The organism is Lactococcus cremoris subsp. cremoris NBRC 100676 (assembly GCF_001591705.1).
GTDB lineage: Bacteria > Bacillota > Bacilli > Lactobacillales > Streptococcaceae > Lactococcus > Lactococcus cremoris.
In genome coordinates, this window is the sequence record NZ_BCVK01000019.1 from 25804 (window position 1) to 38227 (window position 12424).

Annotated in this window: 16 protein-coding genes and 1 pseudogene; 6 read left to right on the forward strand and 11 right to left on the reverse strand. The window is 37.0% G+C overall.

All coding sequences use genetic code 11. The features are described from left to right. Window position 1 precedes the first annotated feature (1 nt). The 3 genes from LLA01S_RS04860 to LLA01S_RS04870 form a co-directional block, all read right to left on the reverse strand. A complete protein-coding gene (locus LLA01S_RS04860) occupies window positions 2-286 on the reverse strand; it encodes a hypothetical protein (RefSeq protein ID WP_014571838.1) in 285 nt (94 codons plus the stop codon). Window positions 287-360: 74 nt separating this feature from the next. Then, window positions 361-1914 carry an ABC-F family ATP-binding cassette domain-containing protein gene (locus tag LLA01S_RS04865; protein WP_011675149.1) on the reverse strand — a complete coding sequence of 518 codons (1554 nt, stop codon included), beginning with the start codon at window positions 1912-1914 and terminating at the stop codon, window positions 361-363. A gap of 29 nt (window positions 1915-1943) precedes the next feature. Continuing rightward, complete coding sequence (locus tag LLA01S_RS04870; protein ID WP_011675148.1) at window positions 1944-2411, reverse strand: DUF3013 family protein; 468 nt, start codon at window positions 2409-2411, stop codon at window positions 1944-1946. Between the two features lie 172 nt (window positions 2412-2583). Here LLA01S_RS04870 and LLA01S_RS04875 point away from each other — a divergent pair, with 172 nt between their 5' ends. The 3 genes from LLA01S_RS04875 to LLA01S_RS04885 are packed head-to-tail and all read left to right on the forward strand — an operon-like array spanning window position 2584 to window position 5215. Next, on the forward strand, window positions 2584-3072 hold the full coding sequence (locus tag LLA01S_RS04875; RefSeq protein ID WP_011675147.1) for a GNAT family N-acetyltransferase: 489 nt from the start codon (window positions 2584-2586) through the stop codon (window positions 3070-3072). A 43-nt stretch (window positions 3073-3115) separates the two neighbouring features. Beyond that, window positions 3116-4375, forward strand: coding sequence for a replication-associated recombination protein A (locus tag LLA01S_RS04880; protein WP_011675146.1), 1260 nt, complete (start codon window positions 3116-3118; stop codon window positions 4373-4375). 54 nt (window positions 4376-4429) lie between these two features. Continuing rightward, entirely contained in the window at window positions 4430-5215 is a 786-nt protein-coding gene (locus LLA01S_RS04885) for a ParB/RepB/Spo0J family partition protein (RefSeq protein ID WP_061777928.1), read from the forward strand. 9 nt (window positions 5216-5224) lie between these two features. Here LLA01S_RS04885 and LLA01S_RS13070 read toward each other — a convergent pair whose 3' ends face one another. The 3 genes from LLA01S_RS13070 to LLA01S_RS04895 form a co-directional block, all read right to left on the reverse strand. Further along, window positions 5225-5593 carry a COG4705 family protein gene (locus tag LLA01S_RS13070; protein ID WP_232035085.1) on the reverse strand — a complete coding sequence of 123 codons (369 nt, stop codon included), beginning with the start codon at window positions 5591-5593 and terminating at the stop codon, window positions 5225-5227. Further along, the gene (locus LLA01S_RS13075) at window positions 5593-6072 is read right to left on the reverse strand and encodes a COG4705 family protein (RefSeq protein ID WP_232035086.1); all 480 of its coding nucleotides are present in this window, start codon (window positions 6070-6072) and stop codon (window positions 5593-5595) included. The genes LLA01S_RS13070 and LLA01S_RS13075 overlap by 1 nt, the downstream gene beginning before the upstream one ends. Before the next feature lie 186 nt (window positions 6073-6258). Continuing rightward, window positions 6259-8040 (reverse strand): heavy metal translocating P-type ATPase, encoded by a 1782-nt coding sequence (locus LLA01S_RS04895; RefSeq protein ID WP_061777929.1) that lies wholly within the window; start codon window positions 8038-8040, stop codon window positions 6259-6261. A gap of 361 nt (window positions 8041-8401) precedes the next feature. Here LLA01S_RS04895 and rpmF point away from each other — a divergent pair, with 361 nt between their 5' ends. Both rpmF and rpmG read left to right on the forward strand, forming a co-directional pair. Next, window positions 8402-8575, forward strand: a complete 174-nt coding sequence (rpmF, locus tag LLA01S_RS04900; RefSeq protein WP_010905107.1) for a 50S ribosomal protein L32 — start codon at window positions 8402-8404, stop codon at window positions 8573-8575. A 29-nt stretch (window positions 8576-8604) separates the two neighbouring features. After that, a complete protein-coding gene (gene rpmG / locus LLA01S_RS04905) occupies window positions 8605-8754 on the forward strand; it encodes a 50S ribosomal protein L33 (RefSeq protein WP_003132258.1) in 150 nt (49 codons plus the stop codon). A gap of 81 nt (window positions 8755-8835) precedes the next feature. Here the strand turns inward: rpmG and LLA01S_RS04910 are convergent, their stop codons facing one another. The 5 genes from LLA01S_RS04910 to LLA01S_RS04930 form a co-directional block, all read right to left on the reverse strand. After that, on the reverse strand, window positions 8836-9426 hold the full coding sequence (locus tag LLA01S_RS04910) for a flavin reductase family protein (protein ID WP_011675141.1): 591 nt from the start codon (window positions 9424-9426) through the stop codon (window positions 8836-8838). 10 nt (window positions 9427-9436) lie between these two features. After that, window positions 9437-10606 (reverse strand): ring-cleaving dioxygenase, encoded by a 1170-nt coding sequence (locus tag LLA01S_RS04915; RefSeq protein ID WP_061777930.1) that lies wholly within the window; start codon window positions 10604-10606, stop codon window positions 9437-9439. Between the two features lie 67 nt (window positions 10607-10673). Beyond that, window positions 10674-11294 (reverse strand): alpha/beta hydrolase, encoded by a 621-nt coding sequence (locus tag LLA01S_RS04920; RefSeq protein ID WP_011675139.1) that lies wholly within the window; start codon window positions 11292-11294, stop codon window positions 10674-10676. Window positions 11295-11329: 35 nt separating this feature from the next. After that, window positions 11330-11527: a DUF4649 family protein gene (locus LLA01S_RS04925; protein WP_021036528.1), complete on the reverse strand. Its 198-nt coding sequence runs from the start codon at window positions 11525-11527 to the stop codon at window positions 11330-11332. A 124-nt stretch (window positions 11528-11651) separates the two neighbouring features. Further along, on the reverse strand, window positions 11652-12119 hold the full coding sequence (locus LLA01S_RS04930; RefSeq protein ID WP_061777931.1) for a universal stress protein: 468 nt from the start codon (window positions 12117-12119) through the stop codon (window positions 11652-11654). A 172-nt stretch (window positions 12120-12291) separates the two neighbouring features. Here LLA01S_RS04930 and LLA01S_RS12375 point away from each other — a divergent pair. After that, window positions 12292-12424 (forward strand): annotated as a pseudogene (locus tag LLA01S_RS12375) (IS982 family transposase); the annotation flags it as partial.

Genomic DNA, 12424 nt, shown 5'->3' on the forward strand with positions numbered 1-12424 from the left:
TTCATTTTTCAAGTTTTTTCAGTTCTCGTTTCATTTTCGCAACAAATTTTTTTGCTGACGAAAAATCTTCATCATCAATATATTCAGCATTGTTTCTGAGCTCTTCAATCCAATCCAAAATCTCTGAATTAAATTTATTTACATTGTATTTTTTAAATTTCGTCAGTAGAATTTCGAGTGTTTTTGCCAGTTGTAAACTTCGATAACGACGCTCTGAGCGGCGTTTTGCCAGAGTCACTTTATAATCTTGTTGTGGATTTTCCCAAGGATATGGTGTTTGAGTCATTTTTCTCCTAATACTGTTTAACTACTAATTTTTAGGAAAAATTAGAGATGAACTTGTATAAGATTAATCAGGAATTACAAAATTCGTGTCGTCCATTCTTCACAATTAATGACATCAGAAACCAAGCCTTCATAAAATTCAGGTTCATGTGAAACCATCAAAACGGTTCCTGGATATGCAATAAGTGCGCGTTTAAGTTCATCTTTGGCGTCCACGTCCAAATGGTTAGTCGGTTCGTCCAAGATGAGAATATTTGATTCTGTATTCATCAATTTAGCAAAACGTAATTTTGCTTGCTCTCCTCCAGAAAGTACATAAACACGAGATTCAATTTGCTTAGCCGTTAAGCCAACGCGTGCCAGTGCTCCGCGGAGTTCCGCTTGATTCCAGCTTGGATATTCGTCCCATAAATCATCAAGAACTGTCTTTTGCGATGGATTTTTGATTTCTTGCTCATAATAAGCAATCTCTTGGAAATTTCCTTTTTCAACTTCCCCATCAAGACTTGGAATCAAGCCCATTAAGCTCTTAAGCAAGGTTGATTTCCCAATCCCGTTGGAACCAATAAAAGCAATTTTTTGTCCAGATTCTACTTTTAAATTAATTTCTGACGACAAAGGTTCGTTATAACCAATGACTAAATCTTTAGCTTCAAAAATCAGACGACTTGGTTTACGGCTAAATTTAAAGTCAAATTGTGGTTTTGGTTTTTCAGAAATCGTTTCAACGATTTCCATTTTCGCCAATTTTTTCTCACGAGCTTTCGCTTGTCCAGAAGTTGCCACATTCGCTTTTTTACGAGCAATGAAATCTTTGAGCTTAGCTTGTTCAGCCACCTGTGCATTATGCAAAGCTTCAAGTTGCGCTTTTTTCTCTTCAAATACCCGTTCAAATTCTGCATAACCCATTGAATAACGCGTAATCCCAAGACCATGCACATGATAAATAATATTGACCACTTCGTCCATAAAAGGCACATCATGCGAAATTAAAATAAAAGCATTCTCATAGTTTTTCAGATAATTTTTCAACCATAAGATATGTTCTTCATCCAAATAGTTCGTTGGTTCGTCCAAAAGCAAAATGTCAGGTTTTTCAAGCAAGAGTTTACCAAGCAAGATTTTCGTTCTTTGCCCACCAGAAAGTTCGGCCACATCTTTATCTAAAAGTGGCGTTAAACCAAGACCTCGAGCCGTTTCTTCAACTTTTGCATCAATCAGATAAAAATCACTATTATCTAATTCTTCTTGAAGTTCTCCGACATTTTCAAGTGCTGCATTCATTTCATCTTCTGACATTTCTGCCATTTTCAGGTAAGTATCATTGATTTCTTCCTCAATATCAAAAAGATATTGAAAGGCCTCAGCTAGTGCTTCACGGGTTGTTTTACCTTTTCCAAGTGCCGCATGCTGGTCCATGTAGCCTACACGGTGCTTTTTCGACCAGATGACTTTTCCCTCATCAGGAACCAACGTTCCTGTGATGATATTCATAAAAGTCGATTTACCCTCACCATTTGCCCCAACAAAACCGATATGCTCGCCTTTAAGCAAACGGAAACTCACATCTTCAAAAATGGCACGGTCACCAAAACCGTGGGATAGATTTTTTACATTTAAAATACTCATTGTTTATTTGTTAATTCTTTCTAAAATTTTTAGTAGCGCGGATATTTATAAAAGTCTGTTTCCGATAGACCAGAAAGGCCACTTTCAAAAGCTTCTTTATCCCATTTTACAGAAAATTCTTCCGCAGATTCATCGGCTAAGAAATCCATCAAATCATCTAAACCTTGGTCAGCACTTTCCTGTAAAAATTGAGCAAAATAAGTCAAAAATTCACGAGATAAGCCCTTATCAGTGTAAGGAATTGCTGCTAGATAGTCATTCTCATCAAAACTTGACTTTGCAGGATTGTAGAAAATTATCGCATCTTCATAGACAATATTTTCATCAGATTCAACACCCTCTGCGTCAGTTAACAGTGTTCCAGAAGTGTTTTCCGCTTCTAGCAAAAAGCTAATTTCCACCGCAAAATTACGCTTGTCCCAATTCATCTCAAAATCATAAGAAAATCCTTTTTCCAAGACTTCTTCTAAAACATCTAAAAATCCAAATTTGGCCATTGTTCACACCCTCTTCATATTATGTTAAAATAATTATAACAAAAATTTGCTCTATAAAAGCAGCAAGACTTAATAAATAAGTCTTTTAAAAGCACTTTTTTATATTTAATAAAACAAAATGGATAGTTTTTTCTTTTTTATCCCTTACTTTTTAGAATTTGGAGATATATTAATGGAAATTAGAAAAATAGAACCTCGTGACTTTGTCAAAGTCGCTCAACTCGAAAACGAAAATTGGACCTTGGCTTCTACCCGACATATCATGGACTCATCAGCAGAGAAAATCATCAGCAAAATCATGAGCGGGACCACTTATTTGTTAGCTGAAGAACATGGTGAAATTCTTGGAATCCTTGATTATGGTTTTCGCCATAAATCAGTCTTTGGCAAGCATATCGTCACTTTTGGCCTCATGACCGCAAAAGAAGCCCGAGGTAGAGGAATTGCGACAGCATTGATTAATTTTTTTATTGATTTAGCTCAAAAAGAAGGCTTCAAAAAAATTACAATTCAAGTGATGGGCTCAAATCCGGCTGCTCTGGCGCTTTACAATAAACTCGGCTTTGTTGAAGAAGGGCGCTTGAAAAAAGAATTTTTCATTGATGGAGATTATGTTGATGACTGCTTCTTAGCTTTTTATCTTGATAAAAGCCTCATGTAAATTTGGTTTACACTGCTTGTAAACTTATTGATTGGAGAATGATATGGTACAAAATCTTGCAAGACGAATGAGACCTCGCAATATCGATGAAATTGTTGGTCAAAGACATTTAGTTGGTAAAGGAAAAATCATCCGCAGAATGGTGGAAACTCAACTTCTTTCAAGTATGATTCTCTATGGCCCTCCAGGCATCGGTAAAACTTCAATTGCTTCAGCAATTGCTGGAACCATGAACATTGCTTTTAGAACATTTAATGCAACAACCGATACTAAAAAAAGGCTCCAAGAAATTGCTTCTGAAGCAGAATTTTCTGGTCAGCTTGTTTTACTTCTTGATGAAATCCATCGTTTAGATAAACCAAAACAAGATTTTCTTTTACCACTTTTAGAAAACGGACAAATTATATTAATTGGAGCAACGACCGAAAATCCTTATTTTTCAGTCGTACCCGCCATTCGCTCTCGTGTTCAAATTTTTGAACTGAAAGCTCTTGAACCAGAGGATTTAGAATCTGCTGTAAACCTAAGTTTACAAGATAAAGAACGAGGATTTGATTTTGATGTGACTATTGACGATGATGCGCTCTATTTCTTAGTTCACTCAACCAATGGAGACTTACGTTCTACATTCAATGCCTTAGAATTAGCTGTTCTTTCTTCAAACGAACACCGCGTTACCCTAGATGATATGGAAAATTCTTTGCAAAGAAAAGCAGCAACTTTTGATAAGGATGGGGATGCTCATTACGATTTGCTGTCTGCTCTGCAAAAATCAATTCGTGGATCTGATGTCAATGCAAGTTTACACTATGCTGCACGTTTGATTGAGGGAGGGGACTTACAAAGTCTAGCACGTCGTTTGACTGTCATGGCCTATGAAGATATTGGTTTAGCCAACCCCGATGCTGCAGTACATACCGTTACAGCCTTATCAGCAGCTGAGAAATTAGGGTTCCCAGAGGCACGGATTCCTCTTGCCAATATCATTATTGATTTGGCCTTATCTCCAAAATCAAACTCAGCTTATTTAGCAATGGACGAAGCCCTTTCGGACTTGGGAAAATACGGAAATCTTGCTGTGCCCTCGCATTTACAAGATGGTCATTACGCCGGAGCTAAAGAATTAGGACGGTCTGTAGAATATCAATATGCTCATAATTTCCCAGACCACTGGGTAAATCAACAATATTTACCAGATAAAATTAAAAATGCAGATTACTTCCGACCGGATGATATGGGGAGATATGAAAAAGCCCTCCATAGTCGGAAAGAATGGATTAATGAACAAAAAAAGAGGAGCTGACAAATTTGTCAGTAAATATAAAGTCTTAACATTTACTGACAGAAAGTGAAAAAGATGACAGAAGAAATCACTCAACTCAAATTATCAACAATTGTCAAAAACCCCTATCAGCCTCGTCTCGTTTTTGATGAGGACCGCTTAAGAGAACTGGCCAATTCTATCAAAGAAAATGGTGTTCTACAGCCGATTATTGTTCGTAAATCGAAGTTAATTGGTTATGAATTATTGGCAGGCGAACGTCGTTTTCAAGCTTCAAAATTAGCTGGATTAGAAACAATCCCAGCAATTATTCGGACCTACTCGGATGAGGAGATGATGACTCTATCGATTTTGGAAAATTTACAGAGGGAAAATCTCAACCCTTTAGAAGAATCTAAAAGTCTTGCACAACTCTCTGACAAATTAGGCATGACTCATGATGAAATCGCTAAAGCCCTCGGAAAATCAAGATCTTATGTTTCTAATTTGATTCGTTTGCTTGGTCTACCCAATAAAATTTTGAAGCATGTTGAGAATAGAACTCTTTCCCCTGCTCATGCCCGAACACTCTTAGCCGAAAAAAATCCCAAAAAGCAATTAGAATTGGTCGATAAAATCATCAACGAACAGCTCAATGTCAGGGAGCTTGAAGCTATTATTTATGGCGAAGAAAAAGTTACTGACAAGTCTGTCAGTAACTCAAATATAAATCTTTTTACTGACGAAACTGAAAAAGAACTGATGAAAAAATTGGGAAATAAAGTTAAAATTCAAGCAAATAAAAAATATCAAGGAAAGTTATCGCTCCATTTTGATAATCTTGATGAGCTTGAACATTTGATTGAATTGCTCAAAAAATAAAAAATAGTGTCAATCCGACACTATTTTTTCTGATTTCTGAGTAAAATAATTTGCCGATTTTTTATGAAAATCTACTAGAATCACTGCAATCAAGAAGACAAATAAGACAAGCCAAATCACTGACATTCCTCCATTTCCAAGTTTTCCCCCATTCCATGTATAGCCAAAATAATCAGCGAAACTTGCACCAACTGGACGTGTCAGGATATAAGCTGACCAAAAACTCAAAATTTCTACCAAACTATTTTGAGCCGGCCTTCCAAAATATCGATAAGCCAAAACGATGACAAAGATTAAACCTAAAATTAATCCTGTATTAAGAAGCCCAAGACCGAGTCCATAAGGGTCTGGATTATAGCCTGTTCTTGTATCCGCCATCAATCGCCAAGGGCTGTTCCCATGGCAAAACTAAACATGACCGTCAACCAATAGCAAAGTTCAGATTTAAGTGTTCTAATCTTATTAATAGATAAAGTTCCCGTCAGATGATACCAAATCATAAATGAAATTCCCATTCCCGCGGCAAAAATCAGACTAGTAAAAAGATGTGAAATTCCGAGAACCCCCGAAAGACCGTCAGCTAGAATTGTCCCAAAAACAGCGAGCAAAGCAACTGATAGCCAGTAAAAAACTGGTCGATATTTTTCAGATTTTAATTGCAAAAAAAGAAAAATACCAAAAAGAATGAGCGACCAAGCAACCGTAAATACCGCACCAAGCATTTGATTTTGTTGCCCAAAGAGCTTGCTAGAGAAGTCGGAAAGAGACTCTCCTTGCCTCGTCGAGATAAGTTTGGTCAACCAAAATAGCAAGCCAATGGCAGGAACCTTATTCCATTGAAATTTTTTGTCTAACATTTTTAGACCTTCTCTCTTTTGAGTTATTTAACAAAACCATTGTAGCGAAAGAAAGGATTTAAAACTACCAGTTTTCACTGAAAAGTTACCGAGAATTTATCATGAAAAAGTCATGAAAAAACCTACTAGTTGAGCTGCTAAAAAATAAAAAGTACTGACGAATTTATCAGTACTTTTTTTGCAAGTTTAACCTCTAAGTGCCCGAAGTGCATAAAGAATGGAAACAACGTCAATGATTTCTTGGAACAAGGCTCCAATCACTGCGGGAATCACTCCTAAAGCAGCAATGAACATTAGAATAATACAAATGACAATCCCAATCATGACTGCTTGTTTAGCAATCTTTAAAGTGTCACGACTAATTTCGATAGATGTCGTGACCTTTCTAAGGTCATTTTGCAGCAAAACAATATCAGCTGCTTCACTAGCAACTGTTCCTGAACCGACACCAATCGAAATTCCAATGTCGGCCGTTGCTAATGCTGGCGCATCATTGACCCCGTCTCCAATCATAATGGATGGTCGATGAGTTGCATTTTGAATAAATTTCAATTTTTCATCTGGCATCAGTCCTGCATAGACATTTTCAATCCCCACACTTTTGGCAATTTTGTCAGCAACAAGTTGGTTATCACCGGTTAGCATTGTGATGTTTTCAAGTCCAATTTTTCTCATCTGAGCAATTGTTGCTTTTGCTTCTGGTCGTAGAGTATCTGAAAAAGTGACGGCACCAATATATTTTCCAGATTTGCTGACATAAAAAGCTGTTTCATAATTTAGATTATCTGGCGCAAATGCAAATAAACTACGGCCAATTTTAATTTCTTCACCATCAATCTCTCCAATTACTCCAAGGCCTGCGACCTCAGTTAAAGAAGTTAATTTTAGAGGTTGAATCTTTTTAGTTTCTGCATATTCAACAACCGCTTTGGCCAAAATGTGGCCACTTGATTTTTCAACTGTGTAAACTAGCTGTAAAAGTTCCGCTTCATTTCCTGATTTTACTGGCTTTATACTGTCAACTTTGATTGTTCCTTCAGTAATGGTTCCCGTTTTATCTAAAAATATTTCTTGAGCTTTTGCTAATTTTTCAATGACGGTCCCATTTTTGATTAAAGACCCATTTTGACTTGAGCGGCTCATCCCTGAAACAAAAGCAATCGGCGCGGCCAAAATTAAGGGACAAGGACTCGCCACTACTAACACTTCCGCAATTCGGACTGGATCTCCCGAAATAAAATAAGCAACCGCTGCTATGATATAAGCAATAATTGTAAAGGGAACAGCATAACGGTCAGCTAAACGCACAAATTGAGCTGGTGTTTTTTCCGTTTCCTTAACCAATTGTACGATTTTTTGAAACTGTGAATCCGCTGCAGCAAACGTTGTTTCGATTTGAATGCTTGAGTTACCGTTAATAGCTCCCGAAAGAACATTGTCACCTCTGACTAATTCATTAGGCTTTGTTTCACCAGTCAGTGAAGCCTCATCAAGCACAACAGCTTCCGACAGAAGTTTACCATCAATTGGAATAATTTCCATTGGTCTAATCAATAAAACACTACCAATCTCAACATGGTCCAGTGGCAAATCAACTACCTTATCTCCTGTTTGCACATGTGCAATTTCAGGCGACTTGTCAAGTAGAGCTGCTAAGGCACGGTGAGCACGGCCATTGGCGTAATCCTCTAAACTTTCTCCTCCAACAAGCATGAGAATAATAATCAGTGAAGCCCAATATTCTCCCACCAGTAAAGTCGCAATAATGGCCGTGATGGCTAATAAATCTACACCATAAGAGCCACTTCGTAGGGTTTTGATCATTTCAATCAACATTGAGAAAGCCAAAATTCCCCCAGCAATTGTGACGACTAGACGCGCCAAAAAAGGCTGATTAAAGCCAAAGTAAGCAATCAATGCTACGTCTGCGATGACAAAAACAAGAATCAGTTTTTTCCAGTTTTTCATTCATTTCTCCTTAAAAATTTAATTGTCCTAGAACATTGCCCTGCTTTGTTTGGAGTTTTTACGACCTGAATGTCTTCTCCTTACGCCGATTTGATTCTTTCGAAGCTGAGCTTAAATTTTTAAGTAATCCGATAAGTTACTTACATTTTATCAAATTTATGCTAAAGTCCCTATAAATTTAGCTGTCAAAGATATTTGTCAGTACTTTTAAAAGCTGATATTTTGCTGACAGATTGGTCAGTAAAATTTGTCAAGTAATTTTACTTTACAAAACTTGCATTTCTGAAAATTTATGCTATACTAATAAAGTACGTTTTTGCACTCTGCAAGAACGAGATAAAATTCTACGGAGGAAAAAACAATGGCAGTACCTGCACGTCACACTTCATCAGCAAAGAAAAACCGTCGTCGTACACATTACAAATTGACAGCTCCAACTGTTACTTTTGACGAAACTACTGGTGACTACCGTCACTCACATCGCGTTTCACTTAAAGGCTACTACAAAGGCCGCAAAGTTCGCGACACTAAATAATTCGACAAAAGTTATAGAAAGGGACTATCATGCGCGTAAATATTACACTTGAACACAAAGAATCTGGTGAACGTCTGTACCTTACTCAAAAGAACAAACGCAACACTCCAGACAAATTGGAACTTAAAAAATACTCTAAAAAATTGCGTAAACACGTAATCTTTAAAGAAGTTAAATAATTAAAAATGACCTTAAGGTTATTTTTTTATTTTTAAATCGAACAAAAAACTTACTGACCAACCATCAGTAAGTTTTTTTATTTATCTAGGTCGTAAAAGACTAAATCGATTACCCAAAGTACTATAATCATCACCTGCTAAACGGCCAACTGGTTTGAGTTTAGTTAGATTGACATGAAAGTTTTCCTCGTCCAATAGCTCGTCAGCAAATGAGAAATTTACCACTTCAAGAAGAACTAAATGTCCATTCTCACCCAAAGGTAAATGATGATATAATTTAGTTTCTAAGCGAACCTTTGATTCCTTTAAACTTGGAACTTGAACTTTCTGAGAAGGCACAAGCTCCAATGAAAATTCTTCTGCTTCACTAATATGCTTGGCTAGTGGTGCCGCTGTTTGATTCATTAATTCTACATTGTCTTCATTTACAAGATGAACAACTGCTTCTTTTGTTGTCAAAAGATTGTTGAGACTATCCTTATTTCCCGTGAATGAAATTGACAAAAGTGGCGGATTAGCCGAAGCGACGTTGAAAAAGCTAAAGGGGGCTACGTTGACTAAACCATCGGAATTTTGACTTGTCACCCAAGCAATCGGACGAGGAACAATACTGCCCGATAAGAGTTTATAGACTGTTTTTTCATCGAGCTCATCTGCTTGATATGATTTCATCAGTTCTCCTTTATTTCAGCGTTTCAACTGGAGTTCCCGCTTTATGTTCCAATACTTTTTCAACCGTCCACAATTCATCTCTCGTACGATCACGGTGAGTATCTGAGGTATCCAAAGGACGTAAACTAGCTGCAGTTCTTGCCTTGGTTGCTTCATCTCCTGGGAATAAATGAGGAGGCAAACTCAAAGACAAACCCGATTCTTCTTTACTTTGGTCAATCCAGAAACCAGAAGTAATCAATGCTTCTTCATAAGAATCAACAGCCCCTGAACCAGATTTTGCCATATCAAGTGCTCCAATTCCCGGTGTATATGTCGCAATCTCAAAGAGTACACCTGGCGCAACTCTAACATATTCACTTGAGAAATAGAATCGGTCAACCAAACCTGAATGAGGCAAACGGAAGGCTTTAATGCGTTCAATCCAATAATTCAATGTTTCAGGGTTTGTTGTTCCCAATGCTAAATGGTGAATTGTACCATAACCTTGATAGGCATAGGATTCTTTTTCACCAGCTTCTTGAAGAATCAAAGCCGCCCCATTCCCACCATTGGCTCCTTCAAAAAGGTGTAAATCCCCTTCTTGACCAGCGTAACGGAATCCAAAAACTGTTTCCAAAATTGAACGAAGATTTTTGGCATTTTCCACTTTCACAAAAACTGGGCCCAGTCCAGTAATCCCATGTTCTTGCGGAACATTTGAAAGTTGCCAAGAATGCCCTTTAGAAGCATCCCCGTTATTATTTTGGTCAGAAATTAATTGATAAAGTTGACCATCAAAATCTTCAAACTCTAAGGTATTTTGACCAAACTTACTTGAAATTTCGCCATGTTTAACATGGGCATTATCAAAGCGAGTGCTCCAATAATCCAATGAAGCATCTGTGGGTACTCGGAATGAAGCGCGTTCGATATTATTAACCCCATGATTTCCTTTGGGAATATCTTTGAAATCAAAGAATGTCATATCGGCGCCATGTCCGTCTTCTTCTGTGAAAAAGAGGTGATAGGTTTCATAATCGTCTTGATTCACGGTTAATTTTGCTAGCCGAAGTCCCAAGATATTTGTAAAAAAATCATAAATTTTTTGAGCACTTGAAGTAATTGCTGTAACGTGGTGAACTCCACCAAGAGTGAGAGCTTCAGGGATTTGTGCTACTATTTTTGTTGATTCAGTCATCGTTTTTTCTCCTATATTTACTATTTATTTACTGACAACCTTTAGTCAGTAAAGTTATTTTGATGAGTCAGTCAGCTTTCGCCAACCATTTTTTTGCGGCCATAACTTCTTCTTGCGTCAACTGATGACCGAGTGAGCTTTCAAAGATTTCAATTTGACAGCCTGAATCTTCCAAATCTCCCTTTAAATCACCAAAATTTTCTCGAGGAACAATCCTGTCATTTGCGGCATAAGTCAGAAAAACCTGTTTCTTATCTAGCTGAATAGCTTCTTCAAATTCTTCAAGTTGCATGCCGTGAAAAGCAATAATTTTATCAAAATTAAATTTTCCTTTGAGAAACATATTTAAGGCAACATTTGCTCCATTAGAATAACCTAAAGCAATCATTTTCTGTACATCAAGATTATGCTTTTGAGCTAAGGACTGTACTTCACTCGTTAACCAATTCGTTTCCTCATCAAGAGAATCAAGGTCAAAGTTTTCTTTAGTAAAACCACCTAAACCGCGAAGTTTAAAATATCGATTACTTCCTTGCTCATTTACTCGCCCTCGAATTGATAAAATTGGATGATGTGGAGCAATCATTTCAGCAATTTCTAACAATTGATGTTCGTCCCCACCCGTACTGTGTAGCAACAAAAGAGGAGCCAAGTTCTTGCGACCAGCTTTAAAAACATAATTTGTCATTTTTCCTCCTCCACTTCTCTCTACTGGATTAGATTTTATTTACTCAACTTGAAATATAAATCCGCAACATTTCCGCTAAATTCTTCAGCTTGTCCAGAGATTACAACTTCAAGGACTTTTGCTGAATCATCTATGGCTGGAATTTCACGATTTTGTAGCATCACGAACTCATCGACTGTAAGAAATTCTTTGGTCATTGTACGTCCATCAAGGGTTTTAAAAGTAACTTTCATTGTTCAATCCAACTTTCTCTTCTTTATGTTTACAATTGTAAACGAAAAATTCCAATGTCAAGAGTTTTATTTTTAAACTACAAAAAAATCGACAGCTTCTGTCGATTCTCCAAAATCATCTATATTATTTGATGATTGTAACGCTACAAGGTGCATGTTTAACTACATAAACTGCAGTAGAACCAAGTAACATTCGATCAAGGGCACCTTTACCAGATGAGCCCATTACAATCATATCAATTTCATGTTCTTTGGCAAAGTCTACAATTTCATTTTTAGCAGAACCATCGACACGAATTTCTTCAAATTTCACTTCATTGTTGATAATTGCTGAAGCTTTCTCTAAAACTTCCTTAGCTTCATTGTCTGCACTTTCTTCAAGAACAGGAACTGCAGGAACTACTGGAATAGCAGGGGCCGGAACCACAGGTACTGGGTTCCCAGCTGCATAGATACTATTTTTATCCGTTGCATGTAAAACAAATAATTGAGCATTATCTCTTTTACAAAAAGTGATTGCTTCTTTTAATGCTGCTTCTGCCTGTTCAGAACCATCAATAGCGATTAGAATTTTTTTATAATTTTTACTCATTGTAAGCGTCCTCCTCAATACAATTCTACGTTATTTTAGGGCTTAAGTCCAATTAAACGACGTATAATTTAGTTTATAAATTACCCGAATTGCTAGTTAATTTCATTGGAAAATAAATAAGTCGTGCTATCCTAATCTTAAACCACTAAGCATTAGAAAGCGCACGACTTATATGACTTATAATAGCACACTTCCAAAAGTTTTTGTTTATTTACTGACAACCATTAAGACGCTTTATCAAACGAGGGTTTCCCTTGAGGTTCAAAACCGAAAGAACGTCCATCTCGCAACATCAGATTGCTTAG

Bases quoted from the DNA above. Each gene is read 5' to 3' on its own strand.
- LLA01S_RS04860 (WP_014571838.1), bottom strand. From the start codon at position 286: ATGACTCAAACACCATATCCTTGGGAAAATCCACAACAAGATTATAAA.
- LLA01S_RS04865 (WP_011675149.1), bottom strand. From the start codon at position 1,914: ATGAGTATTTTAAATGTAAAAAATCTATCCCACGGTTTTGGTGACCGT.
- LLA01S_RS04870 (WP_011675148.1), bottom strand. From the start codon at position 2,411: ATGGCCAAATTTGGATTTTTAGATGTTTTAGAAGAAGTCTTGGAAAAA.
- LLA01S_RS04875 (WP_011675147.1), top strand. From the start codon at position 2,584: ATGGAAATTAGAAAAATAGAACCTCGTGACTTTGTCAAAGTCGCTCAA.
- LLA01S_RS04880 (WP_011675146.1), top strand. From the start codon at position 3,116: ATGGTACAAAATCTTGCAAGACGAATGAGACCTCGCAATATCGATGAA.
- LLA01S_RS04885 (WP_061777928.1), top strand. From the start codon at position 4,430: ATGACAGAAGAAATCACTCAACTCAAATTATCAACAATTGTCAAAAAC.
- LLA01S_RS13070 (WP_232035085.1), bottom strand. From the start codon at position 5,593: ATGGCGGATACAAGAACAGGCTATAATCCAGACCCTTATGGACTCGGT.
- LLA01S_RS13075 (WP_232035086.1), bottom strand. From the start codon at position 6,072: ATGTTAGACAAAAAATTTCAATGGAATAAGGTTCCTGCCATTGGCTTG.
- LLA01S_RS04895 (WP_061777929.1), bottom strand. From the start codon at position 8,040: ATGAAAAACTGGAAAAAACTGATTCTTGTTTTTGTCATCGCAGACGTA.
- rpmF (WP_010905107.1), top strand. From the start codon at position 8,402: ATGGCAGTACCTGCACGTCACACTTCATCAGCAAAGAAAAACCGTCGT.
- rpmG (WP_003132258.1), top strand. From the start codon at position 8,605: ATGCGCGTAAATATTACACTTGAACACAAAGAATCTGGTGAACGTCTG.
- LLA01S_RS04910 (WP_011675141.1), bottom strand. From the start codon at position 9,426: ATGAAATCATATCAAGCAGATGAGCTCGATGAAAAAACAGTCTATAAA.
- LLA01S_RS04915 (WP_061777930.1), bottom strand. From the start codon at position 10,606: ATGACTGAATCAACAAAAATAGTAGCACAAATCCCTGAAGCTCTCACT.
- LLA01S_RS04920 (WP_011675139.1), bottom strand. From the start codon at position 11,294: ATGACAAATTATGTTTTTAAAGCTGGTCGCAAGAACTTGGCTCCTCTT.
- LLA01S_RS04925 (WP_021036528.1), bottom strand. From the start codon at position 11,527: ATGAAAGTTACTTTTAAAACCCTTGATGGACGTACAATGACCAAAGAA.
- LLA01S_RS04930 (WP_061777931.1), bottom strand. From the start codon at position 12,119: ATGAGTAAAAATTATAAAAAAATTCTAATCGCTATTGATGGTTCTGAA.